The organism is Microcoleus sp. B3-D2, assembly GCF_036705345.1.
Taxonomy (GTDB): Bacteria; Cyanobacteriota; Cyanobacteriia; order Cyanobacteriales; family Microcoleaceae; genus Microcoleus.
In genome coordinates this window covers 1-25072 of the sequence record NZ_JAUBUG010000090.1, presented here as the reverse complement: position 1 = coordinate 25072, position 25072 = coordinate 1, and the positions used below count along the sequence as shown (strand labels likewise).

The following is a 25072-nucleotide window of genomic DNA, read 5'->3' as shown; positions in this document are numbered from 1 at the left end:
AAAATTATGTGTCGCTGAACTTGAATCATTCCTCAATTGCTATCGTGATTTTTCTTAACTTATTCAGCAAGCCCTACATAACTTTGATCGTGAATCAATGAGACAGCTTCTCATCAAAACTGCACGAGAAGGGCAATTTGATGTAAATCAATGTTCACAATTTGGAAACTACTCTTATCAAGCAGTAGATCAATCCCTTCTAGGTTGTGCAACAGATGTTCATACAGTGTTAGGTAAGGCCTATAATTCATCGGCTAATCAATTTGATTTAACCTTTGAGGAACTGTTTAACTCAATTTTCTGGATAGTTCTTCAGGAAGATATTAATTATCCCATGCCAAGGTATCAGGGTAGGAAGATGCCTTTTTCAAGATATCTTGAAGCACTGTATTGCTTTGACAGCAAACATTCTCTTGATGAGGTGATTGAGCGTGCTTTAATAGAAGGTCGTCCACCTAGTGACTGGAGTGATATGGACTACTCATTTCGACGCTTAATTAATTAGCAGTGGAAATCAGAAATATGTCAAGGCTTGACAGGCAGTGGAACAGAATACCCCTCTCCTAAGATATGTGCGACAAAGCTAGTTCGAGCGTAGAAAGCACGAGATGTACTGCCGTGCCCTTGCCCCTTAGTTCTTGGCTGCACAAGTTTGCCCATTTTTCCACTAAGACTTGAAAACCCTTGAGTTATAATTGTTTCCCGAACAATGTTGTAGTCTGCTTTCACTTGCTCGTAGATTGTAGGATTATCAAGATCGAAGGAAGCTACTGAATGTACACGAGAACAATTATCTGCTTGGCTCTCAAATACCCGTGCAACAACAACCATTTTCTGTAGTTTGTTGAAGAGATGGCTTTCCTCAAATTCTTTGTTTTTGACCTCGACTGGATCTATCATGGTGATTGCCATCGTTTCTTTGACTCTGAGTTCTCCTGTTCGTTTAGGTATTAGTGGAACTAGCTTTAGCTCCCAACTACCAAAATTAGGCGATCGAGATGAGTTAAGGGCTAATCCCAAATAGCGTTCAATTGTATGCCCAGCCCAACCCTTGTTTTTCTTATTTTCTGTGATCCAAACCGTTACACGGTGATGATCTGCTAGTGGTCGAAGATCTTGACCTACTAATGTAGTGAGTCTTTTAATAGCCTCTACTCTTTCCATAGATAACCTTACTTAAATGCCAGTGGTAACTCTACTTGACGGGGATTAATTAAACCGAAGTTATTCCCGGCAGGGTACTTCCGGTTAAACGTTTCATCGAGAGTTCAACATGACCTGCATCTGCTTCACAACCAATAAATTTCCGCCCTAATGATAAAGCTGCAACTCCAGTTGTGGAGGAACCGGAAAAAGGATCAAAAACTAGATCGTCTGGGTTTGTGCTTGCTCGAAGACAACGCGCAACAAGTTCAATAGGTTTTTGTGTCGGATGCTTACCATAGAGTTTTTCATGTTTGCCAGGAGTAGACATTCGCCAGACATTCTTCATCTGTTTGTCGCCATTCTCAGCCTTCATTTCCTCATAATTGAATGTGTAACGTTCTTTTCCTTTACGTGCTTTCGTTGCCCATAGTATTAGTTCTGTTGAATGAGTGAAACAGCGACACCCCAAATTTGGAGGTGGAGCTGGTTTTTCCCAAATAATGTCATTGAGAATACGAAAGCCAATCTGCTGCATGGCAAATCCGACTGATGGATACACATGGAGAGTGCCTGTTACCCAGATGGTACCAGTTGGTTTAAGAAGCCGATAACAAGCAGCCAACCATGCTTTGTTAAACTCATGGTCTAGCTCAGCACCTTGACTGCGATCCCATTCCCCCTTGTTTACCTTGACCATACGACCAGCGACGCAGGTAATACCATCATTGGAAAGGTTGTAAGGCGGATCGGTCCAGATGCAGTCTACGCTTTCAGCAGGCAGCAAAGCCATGAGTTCCAAAGTATCGCCGTGATAAAGGTGAGACAGTCCATCATGCGATCGCCAAACTAGCTCCGGCTTTAGCTGTTCAAGTTGTACTTGTGAAGTCATAAGGCTTGTTTACTACTCGGTTGATAGTCGAAAAGCACAATCTAGATTTTAGATTGGAGTTGAAAGCTTATCACAAATTTCGATCACCCAAGGTTGATCGCCCAAACCCCATATCCCTCACATCGCGCTGGTCTAAAATCTCCTGGGCCGCCAGAAAGGCGATATGCGCGATCGACTTTCACGACAAAACTGCGGCAATCCAGAACTAGAAAGCGTACTATACCGCAAATCGCCCACACTGGAAAATTTTAATACTTTGCTTGAGTAAAACTTGACACAGATCCAAACCATGAATTATATTAGACCTATGGATGCAGCAGACATGATCTAATCATGACATCCCGTTACCCACGAGGGTCGAGGAATTCCGGTAAAGACGTTCTGAATACCAAAATTTATATTTTGGCGAAGGCTCCTTAAGGAGCCTTTGTTATTTTAGGGCTTCGGTAATTCCTTATTCTGCAATAAATTTTTGGCGATGACGAAAAAGCCCACTTTCTTTACTTTACCTATGCCTTCGTATATAGGATAAGCACTGTGTATGTGTAATCTCAGCCTTTTACTTTCTCTAAATGCGGCAAAAGCAACGAAATACTCAACCTCTATACCGTTTGAATCCAAAACTTTAACGATGGCAAATTTTCCATACCCAGCGTGACAAACTAACGTTTCCTTCTCTCCCAATGACTTGACAATACTCGGTAATTGCTTTGAGAGTTGGTATCTCTCAAAATTAAATGTTCTGGACTCTCTCGGCCCATTGTACATTAATAACTGTGATTCTTCGCTAGAAATATCATCAGAATCTTTAGTAAAACAATGTAAACCATAAGTTACTATAAAGTTGTACGTGATTATATTTTTTTCGTCTCTTTTGTCGAGATATTCAACCCAGCGAGCATTAAGATGCGATAAATCATAAATTTCACCATTAAATATAAAATTTTTCCATGATGTAACTTCTTGGACGGTATTGAACTTCATGCTTATAAAATAGAATTTATGCGATTTATTAATTAGGTATATATTTGCTATTATAGTAGTGCCAACGAGCGATGTGTGAAATTTTGATGATTTTCTTGAGTAGAACTTGACTCGACACAAAAAATCGGTTTTGAGCTTGTGCGCGAACTCTGGCTCGAACTTGTTGGGAAATCGCCATTTTGCTTATCCTTTTAATGGTTCGAGCAAGCCGCGCCGCACAGCTTCATTTAAGGCTTGAGCTTGTCGCAATAGTCGAGTTTCATATATGTGGATTAATGCCTGCAATTCATCCAGTTCTACAGATGCGATCGTACCGGATTGTTGGCGGTCTAGCAATTCACTCAATCGTTGTTCTTGGAGTGGTTGCAGCCGGAGTTGAGTCTGAGTGATTACTTCTGAATCAGACAGTGCTGATACTGGTTTAGCGGTTGGTAAGAGAAAATTTTCCAGAGTTTCTACTAGAATCTCACTGACGGTGCGGTGGCGTTGCAGCGCTAGCAATTCTGCTTGGTGATAGACTTCATCTGGCAGATTTAGGGTGATTTTGGCGGTCATAGGTGCAAAGCTATGAAACTAATATTTATATTATGCCATATTTTACTTTTAGTATTAGACATCTGGCAAAAAGAAATGAAGAAGGCTCTCGCTTGCTAAAAATACGGCGACAGCGACAAAGAGGAAAACCAAGTGAAATTAGTTTAGTTTTTACTCATCCCAGAAACCCGGTTTATTAAAAAAACCGAGTTTCTTTATTTATAAAATACTAGACAAGCTGGCAAAAATAGGTTTGTACTTCCGTCCTTAAAATTCTCTTCTGTTCTCTTCCTTTGTCTCATAAGCGTCTTCGCGGTTCCCTCGCCCCTATTTTTTTTGAGACATATCAACTCAAACTCTTGTCAAGCCTAGCTTTTGGGCTTACTTGTCACCCGTCGGTCAAATCATCCTATTTACTTATTGACAATTGCTCTTCTCTGTTGAATTGTCAGGGAACGTATATATAAGGTTACAAATTGTATCACAAGCAACAGAAAGTACCCAATATTTTATGTAGCGCCGTACAATTGAGAAAAGAAACAAGATTAAGAGGCGCGATCGCTATGGGTATCAATGAAAACTTAGACTGGGAAGAAGCATTTGAGTACAGAGCGGGCTTGACAGTGGAGTTGAAGTCGCAGCCTGGGGTTTTGCATACGATCGCTTACTATGAAGTGATGATGGTACCGCCCATCTGGTTAGAAAATGACCCGCGTCCCCGCTATTCTCACGAAGTGCGAGTCGTTTCGCAGCAGCCAACTGTGTCCAATGTTTGCCGGATTTCAGAGTGCCCTGTTTTAGTCGCCTCCTAGGTTTTTTCAGCGTGAAATATTGGCGATGGCATCTAGCCAGCAATCAAACCGATGCAGTGATTTTCGGATTGAGATTGCTTGAGTTTACTTTGTGGCGATGATGGCATCTAACCAGCAATCAAACCGATGCAGTGATTTTCGGATTGAGATTGCTTGAGTTTACTTTGTGGCGATCGCTTAAGATATAGATGGCGACGAGAGTGCGATCGACTCGAATCACTTGACTTGTTAATGTTTCAAGTGAGGAAATAGTCTGATTAATGTTACCAGCCCTTCTAGTTAAATCATTCTCTCCCCTACAGACAATGTATTCCAGCATGATCAGACTGTAAGCTGTGCAGTGTGATAAAATGACGGCGATTTAGAGTTACAACAGCTCGATTTTCACTGACTGCAAAAGCTAACACTTCTTCGTGCGGATTTTTTGGTTATCTTTTCCGGCTTTTTGCAGTGTCAGAATATTGTGAATGATAGGGCGCAGCAATTCTACAACCACTCTGGGAAATTGTTCGTCACCATAAAGAAGCGCCATCATCTTAATCCTCGTCATTCTCGCGGGTATCTATTTTAATTTCATGTGAAAAAGCTGCAGCATAAGCCCAGGCATTTGCTAAATCAGTAGCTGTTAGTGTGGGATAGTTATCTAAGAGTTTGGATTCGTTGATAGCCAAGCGGCGAAAACTCACCAGCCTTAAAACACGAAGGCGACGATTTTTCATATAAGCCTCACGGCCACAGACACCAAGAGGTTTCCTAATTCATTGTTAGGTGTTAGCTAAGTTTTGGGTTAATAATTAGATAATTTGAGCTTTGTTTTTTGGCGTTAAGGCTAGTAGTTGTGCTTCTAATTCGTTGATGCTGATAGAAGCTATTTAATTTAGGAATTCTGTAAGTATTGGCTTTTGCTATTATAGGAAATTCTTTTCTCTCTGTTTTCTTCCTCTGCGTCCTCTGCGTCCTCTGCGGTTCATAAAAAACAAGCCCCTTCACACATGAAATAGCATTCCTATATCTTTTTAACTTCTTGATAAATCTGTCAATTATAAAAATTGCTCACCCTTTTACCATGACTTCAAACGAAGATAAAAAAAATTAACCGAAAAGGAGTCCTACCATTTTAGATTTTAGATTTTAGATTTTAGATTTTAGATTGGGAATGACTGAGGACATAAAACTTTCGATTTGGTCTACAGTTGCATTTTTTTTGAATAACTGCTATCAGCCATCAACAGGCACAAAGTAAAATCAACTTCAGGTATAAATCATTATAACTTCTACCTTGAGACGTATCTTTTTGGGGACTTCCACAATACATCCCACCACTCGCAACATATACGGTTCGGTTCGCAGTGCCGACTCTACAAAAAAAATTTGTGTAAATCCTATTTTCTATTGCTTAATTGCTTGATCCCTGCTAACTTCCGCCTTTATTCCTTCAAAAATGTGCGCTGTTTAGCCAGAAATTAACATTGATTTAAACTTTAATGGAGACATAAACGAGCTAGAATTCAATAGTTGGTGTGGAAGACATGGAGTTTAAATACAAAATGTCTCAGATAACAAATTAATATCGATCGCACTTCACGATCGCACTTGACAAAACAACCACAACTTAGGAGTCAATAGCTGATGATGCTAGGAACAACCGAGATCCCGCAATTAAAGCCGCTTTCCGACTCAGAACTCCACAAAATGAACGCCTACTGGCGGGCGGCAAACTACCTATCCGTCGGACAAATCTATCTCCTCGACAACCCCCTACTCAAAGAACCCCTCAAAATCGAACACGTCAAACCGAGACTCCTCGGACATTGGGGCACTACTCCAGGTTTAAACTTCATCTACGTTCACCTCAACCGCATCATCAAAGCCCAAGACCTCAACACCATCTACATCGCAGGCCCAGGACACGGCGGGCCGGGCTTGGTCGCCAACACCTATCTCGAAGGCACTTATACCGAATATTACTCGAACATTTCCCAAGATGAAGAGGGTATCAAACGGCTGTTCAAACAGTTCTCCTTTCCCGGCGGTATCCCCAGCCACGTCGCCCCGGAAACCCCCGGTTCGATTCACGAAGGCGGCGAACTCGGCTACGCCCTCGTCCACGCTTACGGGGCGGCCTTCGATAACCCCGATTTAATCGTGGCGGCTGTTGTCGGCGACGGGGAAGCCGAAAGTGGCCCGCTGGCTGCTAGCTGGCACTCTAACAAGTTTCTCAACCCGGTTCGCGACGGGGCCGTGTTGCCGATTTTGCACTTGAACGGCTACAAAATTGCCAATCCTACGCTGTTGGCCCGCATTCCGCGCGAGGAATTGGAAAGTTTGATGGTCGGTTACGGCTACAAACCTTATTGGGTGGAAGGTTCAGACCCGGAAACCATGCACCAGTTGATGGCTGCAACTCTCGATACCGCGATCGGCGAAATTAAGGCGATTCAGGAAAAAGCCCGGACGGAGGGCTATTCCGGTCGTCCCCAGTGGCCGATGATTGTGATGAAAACTCCCAAAGGCTGGACGGGGCCGAAGGAAGTTGACGGTAAGAAAACTGAGGATTATTGGCGATCGCACCAAGTCCCACTTTCGGAAATGGCTTCTAAGCCGGGACACGTCCAACTCCTGGAAGATTGGATGAAAAGCTATAAGTCGGAAGAACTCTTCGACGAAAAGGGCAAGTTAATTCCCGAATTGGCGGAACTCGCGCCCAAGGGATCTCGACGCATGGGGGCAAATCCCCACGCTAACGGCGGCCTGCTGCTGCGAGACTTGAAAATGCCGAAATTTGAAGACTATGCCGTTGACGTGCAAAAACCGGGCACTGTAATGGCAGAAGCAACCCGCGTTTGCGGCCGCTTCCTGCGAGAGGTGATGACACTCAATCAGGAAAACGCCAATTTCCGCATTGTCGGGCCTGACGAGACGGCCTCAAACCGCCTCGATCCGGTGTTTGAAGTGACGAACCGGGTGTGGGCGGGGGAAATTTTGCCCGAAGACGACCACATCTCCCCCGACGGCCGGGTGATGGAAGTCCTCAGCGAACATTTATGTCAGGGTTGGCTGGAAGGCTATTTGCTAACAGGAAGGCACGGATTTTTCTCCTGCTATGAAGCGTTTATCCACATCATTGACTCGATGTTCAACCAACACGCTAAATGGTTGAAAACTACTCGCGACATTCCTTGGCGCCGACCGATCGCCTCTCTCAACTACCTGCTAACTTCTCACGTTTGGCGACAAGACCACAACGGTTTTTCTCACCAAGATCCGGGTTTTATCGACCACGTAATTAACAAGAAAGCGGAGGTTGTGCGGGTTTATTTGCCGCCGGATGCGAATACTTTGCTGTCTGTAACGGATCACTGTCTCCGCAGCCGCCACTATGTCAACGTGATTATTGCAGGGAAGCAGCCGGCATTGCAGTATTTGGATATGGATGCTGCGATTAAACACTGTACGGCCGGCATCGGTATTTGGGAGTGGGCTAGCAATGATAAAGGCGGCGAACCGGATGTGGTGATGGCTTGCGCGGGTGATGTTCCGACGCTGGAAACTTTGGCTGCTGTTGACATTCTCCGCCGAGATTATCCCGATTTAAAAGTGCGGGTGGTTAATGTGGTGGATTTGATGACTCTTCAGCCTTCGACAGAACATCCTCACGGTTTGTCTGACAAGGATTTTGATGCTTTGTTCACGAAAGATAAGCCGGTGATTTTTGCTTTTCACGGCTATCCTTGGCTGATTCACCGATTGGCTTACCGCCGGACGAATCACTCGAATATTCACGTTCGGGGTTACAAGGAGGAGGGAACGACTACGACGCCGTTTGATATGGTGGTGGTTAATGACCTCGATCGATTCCATTTGGTTGGAGATGTTCTCGATCGCGTTCCGAAACTGAGTTCAGTCGCAGCTTACGGCAAACAAGCTATCCGTGACAAGCTGATCGAACACAGGCACTATATCAACGAACACGGCGATGATATGCCGGAAATCCGCGACTGGAAGTGGCCGCACGCGGGCCCGGTTTCGTCGGAAGCGCCGAAGGAAACGAAAGATCCGACAACGACTGGAGATCAAACCGTGCGATCGGGTGCTCCTGGGTAGGTGCGATCGCCTCTCGACCTCTGCGTGAATCCGCGTTAATCTATTGTCATCTGCGGTTAACAAATTCTCTTTTTTTAACCGCAGATACAGGCAGATTAACACAGATTAACGCAGATGAGTTAGATTAATTCAACAGGATCGGTAATGCTGAAAGAAATAGAAATCCAAAATTTTAGGTGTTTTGAGAAAATCAAAATTTCGGGGTTTGAAAGAGTCAATTTAATCGGCGGTAAAAATAATGCTGGAAAGACAGCTTTGCTAGAAGCACTTTTTCTCAATGTTGCTCCAGACGCTAGCAGTCTAGCAATCCTAAGAGACCTTAGAAGAGAGCCATCAGAAGCCATAGAATATATGGCTAATAGAAGCTGGGATAACTTATTTTATGCACTAAAAAAAGATAGATGTATAGTAATTGTTGGAAAACAAGAAAATAATACCATTAGAGTAGAAATTCAGGTAGAAATCAATTCATTACAATCTAGTTTAATTTTTAAATCCACGAGACAAGAAGACCTATCTATTTGGCGATCAACAAAGGTTCCGGCCGGAGGTTTAAGGAATTTTCGCATTTCTATGGACCAAGTACCAATCATTCCCTCCTGGATCAGGATTTCGGGAAAAGAACTCACACAAGCATACGATAACGCGCGTTTGGATGATAAAGATAGCGAAGTTTTGAAAGCTTTTCAAATTCTTGACCCTACAATCGAATCAGTAGAGAGTTTTTCGATTGGGGAACCCACACTTTACTTGAGAAGAAAAGGCGAAAAGCGTTTGCCTTTATCATTGTTTGGAGATGCCATTAACAGAGTTGCAGAAATTATCCTTAAACTGGTAAACAGTGAATACAAAATCTTGCTAATCGATGAGATAGAAAATGGCATACACTATACAAACCAGCGGGAGTTTTGGAGAATTTTATTTCGGTTGGCGGTGGAACGGGATACGCAGATTTTTGCTACAACTCACAGTTTAGAGATGCTGCAAGCATTTGCTTATGTTGGTTTAGAACTCAATCAGGAATGTAGCAGCGCATATTTTGAACTAGCCAAGAAACCGAAAACAGATCAAATAATCGGAATCAGGCGCGATTTAGAAACTTTGAATTACGCACTAGAACATCAAAAAGGAGTGAGAGGTGAGTAATCTCGTAATAGTAGAAAGTAAAAATGATGCGATTTTTATGAAAGCAATGGTTGAATTTCTCAACTGCGACATCCAGATAGAACAACCTATTTATATAGATGAGTATAAAGCTTTGTCAGGCTTGGATGAAAAAAAATTAACCAATGCTTTAAAAGCTTTAAAAGCCGATCTTCAAAAAACAGATATAGAAAAGATTGGAATTATTATCGATATTGATAACTATTCAGATCAAGAACGGCTGGAATTTGTAGATAGATGTATAAAACAGGTGTTTGAAGCTGAAAGCTTGTCAAGCACTAAACAATTTATCGATATTTGTGGAGATAGTGGAACAAATGCAAAATTGGCTTGTTACTTTACGAATTTTGAAGGCATAGGCGAACTGGAAACTGTTTTAAAGGCAATAAAGGCTAGAAAATCTCCTCATGCTGATTGTTTGAATAGCTGGAAAACTTGCATAGAAAGCCAGAAACAGCAAATCGAGCGCAAGGATTTTGATAAATTTTGGGTAAGCATCTATCTCAGGTATGATACTTGCTCAAATCAGGAACAGACGCAAGCTGGAAGCAAATGCAGTATGTCTGGGTTTGATTATGTTATGGAACACAAAAAAGATATTTGGGATTGGGATAATCCTGCTCTCGATGATTTGAAGGAGTTTTTTAAACTCTTTTGCTAACATAGTAAAATTCACACACAATTAACTAACTCATGAGCTTAAAAATCTACTTTGTACGACACGGTGAAACGACTTACAGCAAGACTGGCGGTTTCTGCGGCCATATCGATCCAGAATTAACGCCCGTAGGTTCTCAAATGGCAGAACAGTTTGGCGCCGCTTACGCAAAATTGCCTTGGAATGCTGTTTATGTCAGTCCGATGAAACGAACTATTGCTACTGCAAAACCTTTGTGCGATGCTGCGGGAATTGAAATGCAGCTTCACGACGGACTTAAGGAAATTAATTACGGTGAGTGGGAGGGCAAAACAGTAGAAGAGGTCAAAAAAGAATACGAAGAAGATTATATTAATTGGCTGACTGAACCTGCTTGGAATGCACCGAATGGCGGCGAGACTTCCGTGGAAATTGCTAGCCGATCGTCCTTAGTTATCGCAGAAATTCAGGAAAAGTACAAGAGCGGTAATGTTTTGGTTGTCTCGCACAAGGCGACTATTAGAATTATTCTGTGCAGTTTGTTGGGGATTGATTTGGGACGTTATCGCTATCGCATTGCCACTTTAGCAGCTTCTGTCAGTATTGTTAAGTTTGACGTGCGCGGGCCGCTGCTGGAGGTTTTGGGCGATCGATCGTACATGGATGAAACTCTCCGGAATTTACCCGGTACTTGAAATTGCGGGTAAGGTGCGGGAGCGCACCTCCATTCTGCAACTAAATCGCGCCTATGTTAGACAATCCTAAAATAGCACCTGCTCCCAAAATATGACCAAAGGCCATAGTTCCCACAACTGCACCCAAACTCAAACCGCCGAACATACTGGATGAGGGCATTGCTGGGCCTGTGCGAGGATTCTTGATTGTTGATTTGCCGATCGCAATAGCTAAAATATTGCAAAGAATCATAATTAAACCGATCGTGGGGCTCCACTCTACGGTTCTGGGGGCAATGGCAAGTAAAATTGGTGTAAACATCGATCGGCTCCTTATACTTTAGTCAATGAAAATCTGATGATGAAAGTATCAAATAACTGCAACGCTTAGCTACAGATTGCATTAATACTTAATTATTTGATATATTTCGTAATGTTAGATTCTCCTCTTGAACGCAGGGCTAGCCAGAAACCGGGTTTTTTAACATAATACTTGGTTGCCACCCGCAGAAAAGGTAAAAAAACCAATTTATTGGGCCGGATTGCGTCGGGTAGTGAATTAGCAATTACCTATTATCTATTACCATGAAAATATTAGTTTTAAACGCAGGTTCTAGCAGTCAGAAAAGCTGCTTGTACGAACTAAATGACAGGCTTCCCGATCGCCCGCCGCAACCCCTCTGGGAAGCGCAAATTGACTGGAATCACCGCGAAGGTGTGGGTCAGTTGAAGGTCGAAACTGCTTCGGCAACTGAACTTGAGGAAGAATTCGCCTCAGACTCTCGCGAAGCCGCCATTTCTCGAATGCTGGAGACTCTGTGGCAGGGTAAAACTCAAGTTATTAATAGTTTAAACGAGATTGATATTGTCGGCCACCGCGTCGTACATGGCGGACAAGACTATCAGCAAAGTACGTTAATTTCCCCGGATGTTAAAGAGGCGATCGCCCGTTTATCGGTTTTCGCCCCCGTACACAATCCCGTCAACCTCGAAGGCATCGAAGCCCTTGAAAAAATCCTCCCAAATCGGCCGCAAGTAGCAGTATTTGATACAGCTTTTCACGCGCAATTGCCGCCCGCCGCCTTTGTTTATCCCGGCCCCTACGAATGGCTGGAAAACGGGATTCGCCGCTACGGTTTTCACGGCATTAGCCATCAATATTGCGCGCGCAGGGCGGCTCAACTTCTGAACCGTGATTTGACCGATTTGCGGCTGATTAGCTGTCATTTGGGCAACGGATGTTCTCTGGCGGCGATTCGCGGGGGCGTGAGTGTTGACACGACGATGGGTTTTACTCCTTTGGACGGTTTGATGATGGGAAGTCGATCGGGTGCGATCGATCCGGGGATTATAATTCATTTGTTAAGGCGAGAAGATTTAACTTCTGAAAAATTAGATAATATTCTCAATCGTAATTCTGGTTTAAAAGGGATTTCTGGGGTATCTAGCGATATGCGGCAGATTGGAGATGCGATCGCCCAAGGTAATGAGAGAGCTCAACTTGCTTTGGATATTTACATCCACCGTTTGCGCGCCGGAATTGCGGCGATGCTGGCGAGTTTGGGTGGGTTGGATGCTTTGATTTTTACGGCGGGAGTTGGGGAAAATTCTGCTGTTGTGCGATCGGCTGCTTGCAAAGCTTTTGGATTTATGGGTTTAAAATTGGATGGGGAGAAGAATCAACAGTCACCCGTTGATGAAGATATTGCGGCAGTGGATTCAGCGGTGAGAATTTTGGTCATTCACACGCAGGAGGATTGGGAAATTGCGCGAGAATGCTGGAAACTTTATCACTAACTTATTTTATGAATTCCTTCAACAGCGATGGCAGATTAGCTTCGCCGAAGCGTCAACAATCACAAACGGTGCAACCGGAATTTCTCTAATTCATCTGCGTTAATCTGTGTTAACCTGCCCTCATCTGCGGTTAAAAAAAGAGAATCTATTAACCGCAGATGACAATGGATTGACGCTGATTCACGCAGATGAAAAGAATAGATATATGAAGAATTCCGATGCTAACAGATTTGATATGACAGCGCAAGGCGTGGCCGGATTGTTAAGAGTTGCTAACTGGAATTTATTTGGGGATGTTGGTTAATAGTGAGTGGCGCCGATTACAAAACTTGCCTGGGGGCGATCGGAATTTCAATAATAAACTCGCTCCCCTCTCCTGGTGCAGAAACGCAAGTCAATTTTCCGCCGTGAGAACTCACAACAATCGAGTGAGAAATAGACAATCCCAAACCAGTTCCCGAACCCACGGGTTTAGTTGTAAAAAATGGATCGAATATCTTGTGCAGCACCTCATTGCTCATCCCCGGCCCGCTGTCGGCAATTCTAATTATGACAGAATTCCTGTCTGTCACCTCTGTAGAAATTGTAATAGCAAGCTGTTGATGAGAGTTTGCCGGGTCATCTCTTGCTACGAGGAGAGCATCGATCGCATTGGTGAGAATATTCATAAACACCTGATTGAGTTGTCCGGCGTAGCATTCCACCAGGGGTAGAGAACCGTAGTCTTGAATCACCTTAATAGACGGTCGTTCCAATCTATCTTTGAGGCGGTGTTGCAAAATCAGTAGGGTGCTGTTAATACCCTCATGGATATCCACTGGTTTAAAGTCTGCTTCGTCCATCCGCGAAAAGTTCCGCAACGACAGGACAATTTGGCGGATGCGATCGGTACCCATTTTCATCGAAGACAGCATTTTGGGCAGGTCTTCTTGCAAGAACTCCAGGTCGATTTCTTCGGCTGCGATTTGAATTTCGTCAGCAGGGTTAGGATAGTGCTGTTGATAAAGCTGCACGAACCCTAACAAATCTTGGGCGTATTGCTGTGTATGGACGAGGTTGCCGTGAATGAAGTTGACCGGGTTGTTAATTTCGTGGGCGACTCCAGCAACCATTTGCCCCAAACTAGACATTTTTTCGCTATGAATTATCTGTGATTGGGTGCGTTGCAACTCACTTAGGGCGTTTTTGAGTTCACCGGTGCGGTATTCCACCCGGTCTTCTAATTCTGCATTACTTTTTTCTAAGGCGGTAAACGATTCGCGCAGTTGTCTTGCCATGTGGTTAAAGGAGTTGGCAAGGGCGTTGAGTTCTTTAATACGGCTGTCTTCTACAGCTTGGTCGAAGTTGCCAGATGTTATTGCCTCACTCGCCCGATTCAGTCGCAGAATCGGACGCGCAATCCAGCCGGAGGTGAGAACGCCCATCCCACAAGCTACCCCCAATGCTGCTAAGCAGAGCAAGATTGTGGTGCGAGTATTGGCATCAATCTGTGCCATGAACTCGCTTTCTGGCACACTCACCACCACTAACCAATCCAATCCATATTGGTCGCGCCAGGGAGTGACTTGCACATAGTAGAGTTCTCCCTGAAAATCAAGTCGCAGATCGGTGTTTCCAGAAATGGATTGAAACCCTTTGAAGCGTTGCTGGATTTGTTTGGCAATTCCCTGCACTATGGGATTGCCACTGTCGATCGCCTTCAAACGCCGAATCTCGTCTTTGACGGTGGTAAAGGGTTGTTCTTTCGCAGAATTTGCGATCAACAGCCCATTTCGTTCCATGATGAAAACCTGCCCTGAGCTACTGACATCTATATTCCGTAAGAAATCGCTCAGTTTCAACAGATGGATATCGACTCCAACCATTCCGAGCAAGCGATTATTTGCGTCATAGATGGGGCGACCCGCCGAGGCAGCGATGTAGGGATAATTGGGATAATTCATGGTGACGATCCGCGACCAGATGGGTTTACCTGCTTTCAGGGGCTCGGTGTACCAGGGTTCTTGGAAGTTGTTCCAATCATAAATAGTCAGGACGTGAGTGCGATCGCCTTTGTTATCTGTGGCATAGCTGGTGACATTATTCGGCGGTTTGGGACTCCAATCATCAATCACGACGGTTTTGCCGTCGTAGTATCCGGCTCCTACTCCCTCACCCGTGGTCAGTCCCATGCCGATGTAAGTCAGGTCATAGGCCTGCACTTGGTGCCAGAAATACTTACCAACGGTTTGGCGATCGCGCACATCCAGCAATCCCATCCGAATCGCATCGGCGTTAATCTGAATCACTTGATGCGGAATAGATAAATAAGCATTCAGATGCTGATTCACCGTACTGCTGGTTCGATCCATCAACCGATCCGCCAGGTCGTTTACCGCTTTTTGTCCATTTTTGAACGACAAATATCCCACCAGACCCACCGCTCCACAGATTTGCAAAACAAATGGCACGATCAGTATGAGCTGCAATGGGATCGCCTTAGTTTTGCCGAAGTGACGTATATTCATGATCGGAAATTACTTTTATTTTAGTATGATCTACTATCTACAGTTCGATCGTGAAGATACACACACTATTTACTTTTTTCATTAAAAATCTGACACTTTTTATCCTTTGCCGGAGCATTGCCACCTCGTCGTGATCTACAGTCCTCATGGTGGCTGCAAAAGGGCGATCGCCCTTTTATGAAAACCCGATCGCTCGACTTTGCTACAGAGTTTTCGCCTAGTTAAAATTGCGAATTCAAAGTTTAGTAAACTGAGATGTTACACCATTCTCAATAAGGTTTTTATGGACAGGTTCGGGGGCGCACCCCACAAGAAATTCATTTTTTGTGGAACAGGCCGGAAAGCCTGTTCATGAAAATGGTGAAAGATATCAGGTAAACGCAATGCGTGGCCGGATTGTTAAGGGTTGCTAACTGGAATTGATTTGGGGATGTTGGTTGATGGTGATGCCGGTTACAAAACTTGCCTGGGGGCGATCGGAATTTCAATAATAAACTCGCTCCCCTCTCCTGGTGCAGAAACGCAAGTCAATTTTCCGCCATGAGAACTCACAACAATCGAGTGAGAAATAGACAATCCCAAACCCGTTCCCGAACCCACGGGCTTAGTTGTAAAAAATGGATCGAATATCTTGTGCAGCACCTCAGTGCTCATCCCCGGCCCGCTGTCGGCAATTCTAATTATGACAGAATTCCTGGCTGTAACCTCGGTAGAAATTGTAATCGTAGGCTGTTGATGAGAGTTTTCCGGGTCATCTCTTGCGACGAGGAGAGCATCGATCGCATTTGTCAAAATATTCATAAATACCTGATTCAACTGAGACGCATAACAAGTAATTAGTGGTAGCGTGCTGTAATTTTTAATCACCTCAATTCCCAAACGCCCGCCCTCTTTTCTCAGGCGCGGTTGCAGCAACATCACCGTACTGTCGATGCCTTGATGGATATCTACCGACTTCATTTGCGCTTCGTCGAGGCGAGAGAAATTCCGCAAGCTTAGCACAATATCCCGGATTCTTTCCGCTCCTACTTTCATGGAATCCAGCAGCTTTTGCAAATCCTCGCTCAAAAATTCCAGCTCAATTGTTTCTATTTCTTCTAGAATTTCATCAGCAGGTTCTGGATAGTGCTGCTGGTAAAGTTCAATCAATTTTAGCAAGTCTTTAACGTATTCGCTAGCCGGATTAAGATTGCCGTAAATAAAACTTACAGGATTATTAATTTCGTGAGCTACACCAGCGACCATTTGCCCCAAACTAGACATCTTTTCCGTTTGGATTAATTGAGCTTGAGTTAGTTTAAGTTCGCGCAAAGTTTGTTCTAAACGCTCGTTTTTTTCATTTAACTCCTGCGTCCGCTCTTGCACTTTCTGTTCCACAGAATTGTAAAGCAAAGCATTTTCCAAAGAAATAGCAACTTGGGAAGAAAGCAACCTTAAAACTTCCAATCTGTGGGGAGTAAATGCTCCGACAGTCAAATTGTTTTCTAAATAAAGAATGCCGATCAGTTTGCCTTGATTGATGATTGGAGTACACAAAATAGATTGCAGTTTGTGTTTAGCGATGTAAGGATCTGCTGTGAATAGTCCCTCAGCCGCCGCATTGCTCAACACCAAATCCAAGCGAGTCCTTTCCACATAATTAATCACCGTCACAGGTAAATCATGATAGTCTCCAACAGGCGTAAATTGCAGCACATCTACATCTTCAGCAAATACTGACGCTTTAGCTGAAATCAACAGTTGACCATCTCTAACTAAAATCAGAAAACCTAATTGAGCACCTGCATTTTCTAAGGAAATTCTCATCAAAGAAGCCAGCAACTTATCGAGGACAATTTCGCTAGAAATCGCCAGAGATGCTTTCATTACCGTTGCCAAATCCAGCACTCTCGCATCGCTGCCAGTAGAAGTATGAATAGTTGTGGTAGTTTGATTGTTGTTAAAACTTCCGTTGAGCGGCGTCATTTCCCGCAACTGCGGATACTTCTGTTCTAAATCTTCTACTTTGCGAACTGCACCCCAGCGCAAGTAGCACGAGTGAGCTTCGCGCAAGTGAATTTTGGCATATTGATACTTGCCTTTACTCAACCAAAACTTAGCTGCTAGTTCATTAGCTAGCGCTTCATTTTGGACAAACTCATTGTCTTGGGCTAAATTTATAGAGAAATCGTACAGTTCTACAGCTTCTGAATCTTTCTTGGAAATTCTGGCTATTTCTGCTTGTACTAAAAGATACTTGTGCAGAAAATTTTCGGCACAATTGTCTGCCCAAATTTTCATCTGTTTTTGGTTTTCCTCTAACTTTTCCAAGTATTCCTTTTGCTTGTCTTCTGAAACATTTGGAAAAACGGCGGCTAAAGTTAGAGAAAAGAAAAAATTCCATTCGGTAGCCGGTATCGCTCCGGTAATAAAAGATAGCTGTTTTTCTACTTCAAAAGCTAGTTGTAGCGCTTCGTTGAAGTTGCCGTACCAGTACATTACCTGGCATTTGCGAATCTGATAAAGGCAGAGCGAGTACAAATTTTGATGAGCTTGACAGTTGTGTACGTATTCAGCTTCGCTGATATCTTCGCTTTCAAATACAAACTTTTCAGGAGTTAGTTTGCTCAAGTTACGCAGGATTAACTCTACCCCTAATAATATATCGGTTACGAGCTGATTTTTGGTTTTTTGGCTGAACTGCAAATATCGGCTCGTGTCTGCCAGAATTTGCGAGATTTCTTTACCTTGAAAAAATGAGTTAGCTATGCGGTTGGACAGGATATAACCCGCATACTCTAAATCTCCTGATTCTAAAGCTGCTTGATATCCTTCATTGCTGATTGCGTGGGAATCTTTGATGTGATTGAACCAGTAATAAAAAATACTGACCAGGGATGAACAAGCTCTGCATTTCAAGCCGATATTGCCAGATTTTTCGCTGAGATTCAGCGATAGCAAGCCGAATTGATACGCAGCTTTGTAATCTCCCGAAACTGCGTTTAAGAACATACCGTAGCCAGCATAGCAAAGAGAGGCTTCGGGTACTAAACCGTATTGTAGAGAAAGATTGACTCCTTTTAAAACGCTGACTTTCCACAAATCGGGATTTTTGAGGTACGCGGATGTCAGCAAGTTTGTAATTAATTTGACTGCCACTTTTTTGTCTGGTACAGTCATTTCGGGGGCGTCAATTAGGGAAGCTATTTCTCTACCTGCTAAAATATTTGTAGCGGCTGCAAATTCTTCGGATATGACTTTTTGCAGCCCGTCTAGCGGCAAGTCAATGCCTAGCAAGTCCAAAGCTTGGATTCCGGCTTTAACGGCTTCTTCGTACTTCGCCCGCAGGGTGTACTGCACGATCAGCAGGTTGTAAATTTCTACCTTTTCTAAGGGCGATCGCGCTTTTTCCAACGTTATATTAATAAATTCTTCGGAGTTCTCGAAATAACCGTTTAAATACTCAACATTTGCCCGCTCCATGTGCAAGGCAAAGGCTAAATCGTAGTGGGCATCCCAAATATCGGCGCTCAAACCGTCCATGCCTGCGGTCAAATACTGCAAGGCAGCAACATAAGCAGTGGCATCTTTGGCTCTGCGGGCCGCGTCTAAATTCAGCGTTGCCAGTTCAATTAATTCTCGATCGTCTTTAATTAGCGATCGAGCCACATTCAAGTGATCGACTAATTCAAAGATTCTGTCAGCGCGATATTCAGCCGGAGTATTTTCTAGGATTTGCCTGCCTATTTTCAGGTGAACTGCCTTTTTTTGCGAGTCGTCGATCAGAGCGTAAGCTGCTTGCTGTACGCGATCGTGCAAAAATTTATAATTCAGAATTAAGAGCGGAAACAGCACGTAATCTAATGACTTGCTTTCCAATTCCGAAGTTGGCAGAATCAGTCCCGACTTAATGGCGGGCAACAGGTGAGAAAAAGTTTCGGAGGCTTCTTTTTCATGAATTAAAGAAAGAGTATTCAAGTCAAACTCGTTGCCCAAACAAGCCACTAAACGCAAAACTTGCTGCGTTGAAGTTGGCAGTTTTCTCAATTTTTGTACCATCAAATCTACTACATTGTCAGTGATAGCGCACTGTTCAATTTGAGTCATATCCCAATGCCAGCCACCTTTACTACCCGACTGTGGCGGGTGAAAAACTAGCAGGTTTTCCTGATACAATGTTTGCAGGAATTGATTGACAAAAAAAGGATTCCCGTCGGTTTTGCTGATTACCAATTCAGCTAAAGGTTTGACAGATTCTCGATCGCTGTGCAAAGTCTCCGCAATCAAATGAGTTATGTTTTCCACCCCCAGCGGCGACAAAGCAATCTGATTAATGATAGCTTCCTGATTTCGCAGTGTCTCCACTGTCATCATTAAAGGATGAGTAGGACTAACTTCATTATCCCGATAAGCACCAATTAAAAACAGATATTGCGTAGCTTCATCTGTCATCATCAATTCGATCAGCTTGAGAGTAGCCGAATCAGCCCACTGCAAATCGTCGAGAAAAATGACCAGCGGATGTTCGGGCTGGCAAAATACGCGAATGAAATTTTGAAATACTAAATTAAAGCGGTTCAGAGATTCCGTGGGCCCCAACTCAGCTACAGGAGACTGAGCTCCGACAATTAGTTCAACTTCGGGAATGACATCAATAATAATTTGTCCGTTTTGACCGAAGGAACTGCGGAGTTTTTCGCGCCAAACTGCTAATTGAGCCTCACTTTCAGTTAACAGTTGCCGCACCAATTCCGAAAAAGCGCTGACAACGGCCGAGTAAGGAATAGTCCGCTTATACTGGTCAAACTTTCCCCAAATAAAATATCCACGCCTGCGGGTAATAGGTTTGTCTAAAATCTTCACCATTGCAGATTTGCCAATGCCGGAATAACCGGCAATCAGCATCATCTCGCTGCGGGATTTATGTTGTCCTCTCGCCAGGACTGACAAGGGACTTTCTTTTTTCGATTTGCTCTCTTTTTTGATGACAGAAATTTGGGAATCTTCGGTGCGGTAGCCTCGATTATTTGTTGCTGCTACCCGTTCAAATGCCGCTAAAAGAGTTTCAACTTCTCGCTGTCTGCCGTAAAGTTTTTGAGGTATTTGAAATTTGTCGGAAATATCTTGGCGGCCGAGAGGAAACTCAGAAACAACCCCAGATGTTTGCCACTGAAACAGGCAGGATTCCAAATCTGCTTTTAGTCCCCAAGCACTTTGATAGCGCTCCTCAGGAGTTTTTGCTAACAATTTCATCACAATATCTGAAACAGTTTGAGGAATTTCAGGTGCAATTTCAGCGAGAGGTACTGGCTGTTTGGCAATGTGACAGTGAACTAACTCCATGGGATCTGTAGTGGGAAAAGGGAGTTGTCCTGCCAGGAGTTCATAGAAGGTCACACCGAGCGAATAAAAGTCGGTGCGGTAATCGACTACCCGGTTCATTCTACCGGTTTGTTCGGGCGACATATAGGCTAAAGTGCCTTCTAAAAAATTGGGATTTTTACTCGGGATATTTTCCAGGTTGGATGCAGTTGAAATGCTAAAGTCTATTAGTTTTACTTGTCCTGTCGCCGGATTAAAAACTATATTAGAGGGGTTTATATCTTTATGAATTACATTTTTTCCGTGAATTTCGCCCAAAGTTTCCGCAACTTTGATAGCCGTAGTCAGAAATCCTAAAATGGTAAATTTTTGGGAACCCATAAATATCTTTAAAGATTCCCCGCCAAAATCTTCTAAGATCATTGCCAGACTATTTCTAACCTGTTGCAACTTATACACTTTCACAACTCCGTCCAACAGGCTTAAGTTGGCAGTTATCTCATATTCGCGCTTGTATCTATTCAGTTCTTCAGGAGTCGGATAGTCTTCTTTGATAAGTTTGATAATAACAGGTTGGTTGTTCTGCTCGTTGTGGCCGCGGTAAACCAGGGAAGTGCTGCTTTCATAAATGAGAGCGAGAACTGCAACGCCGGGAATTGCCATCATAGTTGGGTTCTCTCAAATTAGGTGTGCTTGGTCAATGTTACAGGACTTACGCGCGGCGGGCTAGAAACCGGGTTTCTTCGTTGCTAGTCGTTGACAAACCCAAGATTTTTTCGTATAAACCGGGTTTCTTTTCGTAAATCCTCTGTTATTCTTCATTATCGCTCAAGAGCTATCTTTTGGGATGTGTGGGAAAGCAGGCCTTGACAGCAAAGAGCTACTGCTGACAAAAGCACGCTGGGGCTTTCGTCACCTCAGCAGTTAGGTAAACAAGATCACAAATACAGGATTTGTGCAAGGATTTACTCTAATGCTCGATCGCCATGCTGACAACTAAATCGTCTCAGATTCCAAGCAATCGCTTGATTTTAGTGGAGCGTCACCACATCTCGTGAAAATACGCAAGTGCTGAAAGATTTATTTTTTCCGGTGATAGGGCACGAATTTGGGGTGCTTAAAAAAAACCGGGCGGTGCAAATCTTAACTATAATTCGCTACCGAGGCGCGGAGGGAGTTAAGTGTTGCTTCGGAAGCTGCAATTTCCTTCAGTTCTATCTATTTTGACCGATCGATTAACAATACTAACTGACCGAAAGCATCCAGGATACAAGCCCCCGGATTCATTCCAACGCGCAGACTCAGGACCCAGAAATAAAAAACCTGTATCCGATAAAGAAACCCCCGAATTTATCCGTGGAGTCAATGCTTCCATTCTTTAATCTAAAATCTAAAATCTAAAATCGATTGACCGTTTGAACAGAGTAAATTTGACAAAAAATGCCGAATTATTGCACCTTGTCTGGTGCGCGGCAGCGAACTCTAGGGCGATAGGATTTGCCTAGCTCTGAAGAAAATTGGAGAAAAGATTAAGAATTATTGCCATAAAAGCAAGGTCAATTTGTTGGAATTACGGGCCAAATCCTAAGCAGCAAAGGCTTTTGAGCATTTACCACATCTGGAAATCATCAGAAAGTTACTATTTCTAAAGGATTCATCCGGTGAGAAAATCAGAAACAACCTTAAAATTTAGCAGTAATCGCCCGATCGGGCAATTCTCAACCAGCACCAGGAAAAATACCTATGAAATTGGCTTATTGGATGTACGCAGGCCCAGCCCACATCGGCACTTTGCGCGTCGCCACTTCCTTCAAAAACGTCCATGCGATCATGCACGCACCGATTGGAGACGACTATTTTAACGTCATGCGTTCCATGCTGGAGAGGGAACGGGACTTCACCCCGGTAACTACCAGCGTCGTTGACAGACACGTACTGGCGCGGGGTTCGCAGGAACGGGTGGTGGACAACATCACCCGCAAAGACAGAGAAGAACACCCAGATTTAATCGTGCTCACCCCGACTTGCACCTCCAGCATCCTGCAAGAAGACTTAGAAAACTTCGTGGAGCGAGCTCAATTGGATGCCAAAGGCGATGTATTGCTGGCGGATGTTAACCATTATCGGGTAAACGAACTGCAAGCGGCCGATCGCACTTTGGATCAAATCGTCCAATTTTACATAAACAAAGCCCGCAAAAAAGGCGATTTAGTAGAAGCCAAAAGCGAAAAACCATCTGTCAACATTATCGGTATGTCTACCCTGGGTTTCCACAACCAGCACGACTGCACCGAGTTGAAGCGTTTGATGGCAGATTTGGGCATTGAAGTCAACGAAGTTATTCCCGAAGGTGCTTCGGTTCACAACTTAAAAAGACTGCCCCGCGCTTGGTTTAACTTGGTTCCTTATCGGGAATTGGGGATGATGGCCGGGGAGTATTTGCAAAAAGAATTCGGTACGCCGATGGTGGATATTACGCCGATGGGTGTGGTGGAAACGGCGCGCTGTATCCGCAAGATTCAGCAAGTTTTAAACGCTCAAGGTGCGGATGTTGATTACGAAAACTTTATTGACCAACAAACTCGATTTGTATCGCAGGCTGCTTGGTTTTCGCGATCGATCGACTGCCAAAACTTAACCGGCAAAAAAGCCGTCGTATTTGGCGATAATACCCACGCTGCGGCGATGACGAAGATTTTGGCTCGCGAGATGGGAATCCACGTTGTGTGGGCTGGAACCTACTGCAAACACGACGCTGACTGGTTCCGGGAACAGGTTAGCGAGTATTGCGATGAAGTGCTGGTGACGGACGATCACGGGGCGATCGGGGATGCGATCGCCAAAGCGGAACCTTCGGCAATTTTCGGCACGCAAATGGAACGCCACGTTGGTAAGCGATTGGATATTCCTTGCGGCGTAATTGCTGCACCGATTCACGTCCAAAATTTCCCGATCGGCTACAAGCCATTTTTGGGTTATGAAGGGACGAATCAGTGCGTAGATTTGGTCTACAATTCCTTCACTTTGGGAATGGAAGACCACTTGCTGGAAATCTTCGGCGGCCACGATACCAAGGAAGTGATTACGAAGGGAATTTCGGCTGACTCTGATATGGGTTGGACGAAGGATGGACAGGCAGAATTGAATAAAATCCCTGGTTTTGTGCGGGGTAAGGTGAAGCGGAATACTGAGAAGTTTGCGCGCGATCGGGGGATTGATAAGATTACCGTTGAGGTGCTGTACGCAGCGAAGGAATCTGTCGGCGCGTAGGTTATTGGTGGGGTGGGCATTTGCCCACCTTACTGCTAATCTATTGAATCCCAATCTTAGTAAAATTAAAATCTTTCCAACCAGTTTTCCAAAGCTAAGTCTATCAAAATTTCTAATTGTGTAGATTGGTTTGTTACAGTTGCCGGGTTTATAAACTTTTCAAAATTTTGAAAGTTATAAAAAGTTGACACCCCTCTTTTACCTTGAGGGATATACCCTGTTAAGATAACATTCTGCAACTCATCAGCAAGGACTTGCATTCTGCCTAGAGGTTGCCGGTAACTTACTGATTGTTTATCAGGGATGGGTAGATACAAGTAAATTCCCGGATAATTTGATGAATTAGCCCGATTCATTTTTGATGAACTGCTATGACGAATTTCAGCACAAATTTTACTTTGACCGCGACCATACTTAACAACACCACTAGCAGTGATTTCCTGAATTTTCTCATGGAAACAAAGAATCTTTTCTCTAATTTTAAGAACTTTTTCCTGATGTTCAGAAGTGCATTCTGCCATAATATTAGACAATGCTTTGGGTGGTTCCGGTAAATTTGCTGCTATATCCCAAACATCTTCTTTACTGTGTTGAAACTCTGCACTAAAAACTTGACCTGTATCTATATTATTAAAATTTATAAAAAGTTTACTCTCCTCTTGAATTACCTCAAATTTCAATAACTCAAAAGATAGTTGGCTGTACTTTATATCTATTAAGTTTTGTTTGTGAAAGCTAGGTGCAATCGCGATCAACCTAATAGGTTTGATATAATCTATTTCCCGATCGTATGGTTTAAACTGAATCAAATTACTATAATAACGAGTTAATTGCTGAATAAGACTTCTATCTGCCTCATTTTTTAGCTCTTGCACTACTAACTGTTTATTTTTATCTATTCCCAAAATATCACAAACTTCTCCGTTAACTGTATGTTGACGCTTCAAAGGTGTTAGTCCAAACAAACAATCCAAGTTATCATATACAAAATCTTCCAAGGCTTTTTCACTTCCAAATCCCCATTTGTTTCCTGATTTTTTCAGTATAGTGTTAATAGCAGGAGTTCTAATAGACTTTCCGTGTAACGACCGCTGCCTAGATTTAATTCTCAACTGTTGTTCGCGACGCTTAGCTTTTTCTAGCAAATCCTCGGCTTGCATTATTCTTTGAAATGGCTTAAGTAGGTCGGCGGGGAAAATCACAAGTATGTAACAAAAGATTAAGTAGGGTGATGGGACTTAAATTTAATACGT

20 protein-coding genes are annotated in these 25072 nt (G+C 43.6%); 8 read left to right on the top strand and 12 right to left on the bottom strand.

What is annotated here, in order from left to right; translation table 11 throughout:
- Window positions 1-97 precede the first annotated feature (97 nt).
- Window positions 98-505 carry a hypothetical protein gene (locus QUB14_RS25080; RefSeq protein WP_333220359.1) on the top strand — a complete coding sequence of 136 codons (408 nt, stop codon included), beginning with the start codon at window positions 98-100 and terminating at the stop codon, window positions 503-505.
- Between the two features lie 20 nt (window positions 506-525).
- On the opposite strand, the gene QUB14_RS25075 is transcribed toward QUB14_RS25080, so the two are convergent.
- The 4 genes from QUB14_RS25075 to QUB14_RS25060 form a co-directional block, all read right to left on the bottom strand.
- Window positions 526-1164, bottom strand: a complete 639-nt coding sequence (locus QUB14_RS25075; protein ID WP_333220357.1) for an MvaI/BcnI family restriction endonuclease — start codon at window positions 1162-1164, stop codon at window positions 526-528.
- Window positions 1165-1213: 49 nt separating this feature from the next.
- Window positions 1214-2035, bottom strand: a complete 822-nt coding sequence (locus QUB14_RS25070) for a site-specific DNA-methyltransferase (protein ID WP_333220355.1) — start codon at window positions 2033-2035, stop codon at window positions 1214-1216.
- Between the two features lie 435 nt (window positions 2036-2470).
- On the bottom strand, window positions 2471-3019 hold the full coding sequence (locus QUB14_RS25065) for a hypothetical protein (RefSeq protein WP_333220352.1): 549 nt from the start codon (window positions 3017-3019) through the stop codon (window positions 2471-2473).
- Between the two features lie 183 nt (window positions 3020-3202).
- Window positions 3203-3574: a hypothetical protein gene (locus QUB14_RS25060; RefSeq protein WP_333220350.1), complete on the bottom strand. Its 372-nt coding sequence runs from the start codon at window positions 3572-3574 to the stop codon at window positions 3203-3205.
- A gap of 542 nt (window positions 3575-4116) precedes the next feature.
- Here QUB14_RS25060 and QUB14_RS25055 point away from each other — a divergent pair.
- Entirely contained in the window at window positions 4117-4365 is a 249-nt protein-coding gene (locus tag QUB14_RS25055) for a hypothetical protein (RefSeq protein ID WP_333220348.1), read from the top strand.
- 118 nt (window positions 4366-4483) lie between these two features.
- On the opposite strand, the gene QUB14_RS25050 is transcribed toward QUB14_RS25055, so the two are convergent.
- From QUB14_RS25050 to QUB14_RS25035, 4 genes are read right to left on the bottom strand one after another with little or no spacing between them, the layout of a single operon-like run.
- The gene (locus tag QUB14_RS25050) at window positions 4484-4684 is read right to left on the bottom strand and encodes a hypothetical protein (protein ID WP_333220346.1); all 201 of its coding nucleotides are present in this window, start codon (window positions 4682-4684) and stop codon (window positions 4484-4486) included.
- Window positions 4662-4772, bottom strand: coding sequence for a DUF5615 family PIN-like protein (locus tag QUB14_RS25045; RefSeq protein WP_333220344.1), 111 nt, complete (start codon window positions 4770-4772; stop codon window positions 4662-4664). Before QUB14_RS25045 ends, QUB14_RS25050 begins: the two co-directional genes overlap by 23 nt.
- Window positions 4766-4900, bottom strand: coding sequence for a hypothetical protein (locus QUB14_RS25040; RefSeq protein WP_333220342.1), 135 nt, complete (start codon window positions 4898-4900; stop codon window positions 4766-4768). The genes QUB14_RS25045 and QUB14_RS25040 overlap by 7 nt, the downstream gene beginning before the upstream one ends.
- A 1-nt stretch (window position 4901) precedes the next feature.
- Window positions 4902-5123, bottom strand: a complete 222-nt coding sequence (locus tag QUB14_RS25035) for a DUF433 domain-containing protein (RefSeq protein WP_333220361.1) — start codon at window positions 5121-5123, stop codon at window positions 4902-4904.
- A gap of 871 nt (window positions 5124-5994) precedes the next feature.
- On the opposite strand from QUB14_RS25035, the gene QUB14_RS25030 reads away from it, so the two are divergent.
- From QUB14_RS25030 to QUB14_RS25015, 4 genes are all read left to right on the top strand, one after another.
- Window positions 5995-8469 carry a phosphoketolase family protein gene (locus tag QUB14_RS25030; RefSeq protein ID WP_333220340.1) on the top strand — a complete coding sequence of 825 codons (2475 nt, stop codon included), beginning with the start codon at window positions 5995-5997 and terminating at the stop codon, window positions 8467-8469.
- 144 nt (window positions 8470-8613) lie between these two features.
- Complete coding sequence (locus QUB14_RS25025; protein WP_333220338.1) at window positions 8614-9615, top strand: AAA family ATPase; 1002 nt, start codon at window positions 8614-8616, stop codon at window positions 9613-9615.
- Entirely contained in the window at window positions 9608-10294 is a 687-nt protein-coding gene (locus QUB14_RS25020) for a DUF3226 domain-containing protein (protein WP_333220336.1), read from the top strand. Before QUB14_RS25025 ends, QUB14_RS25020 begins: the two co-directional genes overlap by 8 nt.
- A 32-nt stretch (window positions 10295-10326) precedes the next feature.
- Window positions 10327-10965, top strand: a complete 639-nt coding sequence (locus QUB14_RS25015) for a histidine phosphatase family protein (protein WP_333220333.1) — start codon at window positions 10327-10329, stop codon at window positions 10963-10965.
- 40 nt (window positions 10966-11005) lie between these two features.
- Here QUB14_RS25015 and psaK read toward each other — a convergent pair whose 3' ends face one another.
- Window positions 11006-11266 carry a photosystem I reaction center subunit PsaK gene (psaK, locus tag QUB14_RS25010; RefSeq protein ID WP_333220331.1) on the bottom strand — a complete coding sequence of 87 codons (261 nt, stop codon included), beginning with the start codon at window positions 11264-11266 and terminating at the stop codon, window positions 11006-11008.
- Window positions 11267-11529: 263 nt separating this feature from the next.
- Here psaK and QUB14_RS25005 point away from each other — a divergent pair, with 263 nt between their 5' ends.
- Entirely contained in the window at window positions 11530-12741 is a 1212-nt protein-coding gene (locus QUB14_RS25005; protein ID WP_333220329.1) for an acetate kinase, read from the top strand.
- Window positions 12742-13061: 320 nt separating this feature from the next.
- On the opposite strand, the gene QUB14_RS25000 is transcribed toward QUB14_RS25005, so the two are convergent.
- Both QUB14_RS25000 and QUB14_RS24995 read right to left on the bottom strand, forming a co-directional pair.
- Window positions 13062-15248, bottom strand: coding sequence for an ATP-binding protein (locus QUB14_RS25000; protein WP_333220327.1), 2187 nt, complete (start codon window positions 15246-15248; stop codon window positions 13062-13064).
- Window positions 15249-15701: 453 nt separating this feature from the next.
- The gene (locus QUB14_RS24995) at window positions 15702-21215 is read right to left on the bottom strand and encodes an AAA family ATPase (RefSeq protein ID WP_333220325.1); all 5514 of its coding nucleotides are present in this window, start codon (window positions 21213-21215) and stop codon (window positions 15702-15704) included.
- A gap of 1077 nt (window positions 21216-22292) precedes the next feature.
- Between QUB14_RS24995 and bchB the strand changes: the two genes are divergently transcribed.
- Window positions 22293-23819, top strand: a complete 1527-nt coding sequence (gene bchB, locus QUB14_RS24990; RefSeq protein ID WP_190659189.1) for a ferredoxin:protochlorophyllide reductase (ATP-dependent) subunit B — start codon at window positions 22293-22295, stop codon at window positions 23817-23819.
- Between the two features lie 65 nt (window positions 23820-23884).
- Here the strand turns inward: bchB and QUB14_RS24985 are convergent, their stop codons facing one another.
- The gene (locus QUB14_RS24985) at window positions 23885-24979 is read right to left on the bottom strand and encodes an endonuclease NucS domain-containing protein (RefSeq protein ID WP_333220323.1); all 1095 of its coding nucleotides are present in this window, start codon (window positions 24977-24979) and stop codon (window positions 23885-23887) included.
- Window positions 24980-25072 lie beyond the last annotated feature (93 nt).

Bases quoted from the DNA above. Each gene is read 5' to 3' on its own strand.
- QUB14_RS25080 (WP_333220359.1), top strand. From the start codon at position 98: ATGAGACAGCTTCTCATCAAAACTGCACGAGAAGGGCAATTTGATGTA.
- QUB14_RS25075 (WP_333220357.1), bottom strand. From the start codon at position 1,164: ATGGAAAGAGTAGAGGCTATTAAAAGACTCACTACATTAGTAGGTCAA.
- QUB14_RS25070 (WP_333220355.1), bottom strand. From the start codon at position 2,035: ATGACTTCACAAGTACAACTTGAACAGCTAAAGCCGGAGCTAGTTTGG.
- QUB14_RS25065 (WP_333220352.1), bottom strand. From the start codon at position 3,019: ATGAAGTTCAATACCGTCCAAGAAGTTACATCATGGAAAAATTTTATA.
- QUB14_RS25060 (WP_333220350.1), bottom strand. From the start codon at position 3,574: ATGACCGCCAAAATCACCCTAAATCTGCCAGATGAAGTCTATCACCAA.
- QUB14_RS25055 (WP_333220348.1), top strand. From the start codon at position 4,117: ATGGGTATCAATGAAAACTTAGACTGGGAAGAAGCATTTGAGTACAGA.
- QUB14_RS25050 (WP_333220346.1), bottom strand. From the start codon at position 4,684: ATGCTGGAATACATTGTCTGTAGGGGAGAGAATGATTTAACTAGAAGG.
- QUB14_RS25040 (WP_333220342.1), bottom strand. From the start codon at position 4,900: ATGATGGCGCTTCTTTATGGTGACGAACAATTTCCCAGAGTGGTTGTA.
- QUB14_RS25030 (WP_333220340.1), top strand. From the start codon at position 5,995: ATGATGCTAGGAACAACCGAGATCCCGCAATTAAAGCCGCTTTCCGAC.
- QUB14_RS25025 (WP_333220338.1), top strand. From the start codon at position 8,614: ATGCTGAAAGAAATAGAAATCCAAAATTTTAGGTGTTTTGAGAAAATC.
- QUB14_RS25015 (WP_333220333.1), top strand. From the start codon at position 10,327: ATGAGCTTAAAAATCTACTTTGTACGACACGGTGAAACGACTTACAGC.
- psaK (WP_333220331.1), bottom strand. From the start codon at position 11,266: ATGTTTACACCAATTTTACTTGCCATTGCCCCCAGAACCGTAGAGTGG.
- QUB14_RS25005 (WP_333220329.1), top strand. From the start codon at position 11,530: ATGAAAATATTAGTTTTAAACGCAGGTTCTAGCAGTCAGAAAAGCTGC.
- QUB14_RS25000 (WP_333220327.1), bottom strand. From the start codon at position 15,248: ATGAATATACGTCACTTCGGCAAAACTAAGGCGATCCCATTGCAGCTC.
- QUB14_RS24995 (WP_333220325.1), bottom strand. From the start codon at position 21,215: ATGATGGCAATTCCCGGCGTTGCAGTTCTCGCTCTCATTTATGAAAGC.
- bchB (WP_190659189.1), top strand. From the start codon at position 22,293: ATGAAATTGGCTTATTGGATGTACGCAGGCCCAGCCCACATCGGCACT.
- QUB14_RS24985 (WP_333220323.1), bottom strand. From the start codon at position 24,979: ATGCAAGCCGAGGATTTGCTAGAAAAAGCTAAGCGTCGCGAACAACAG.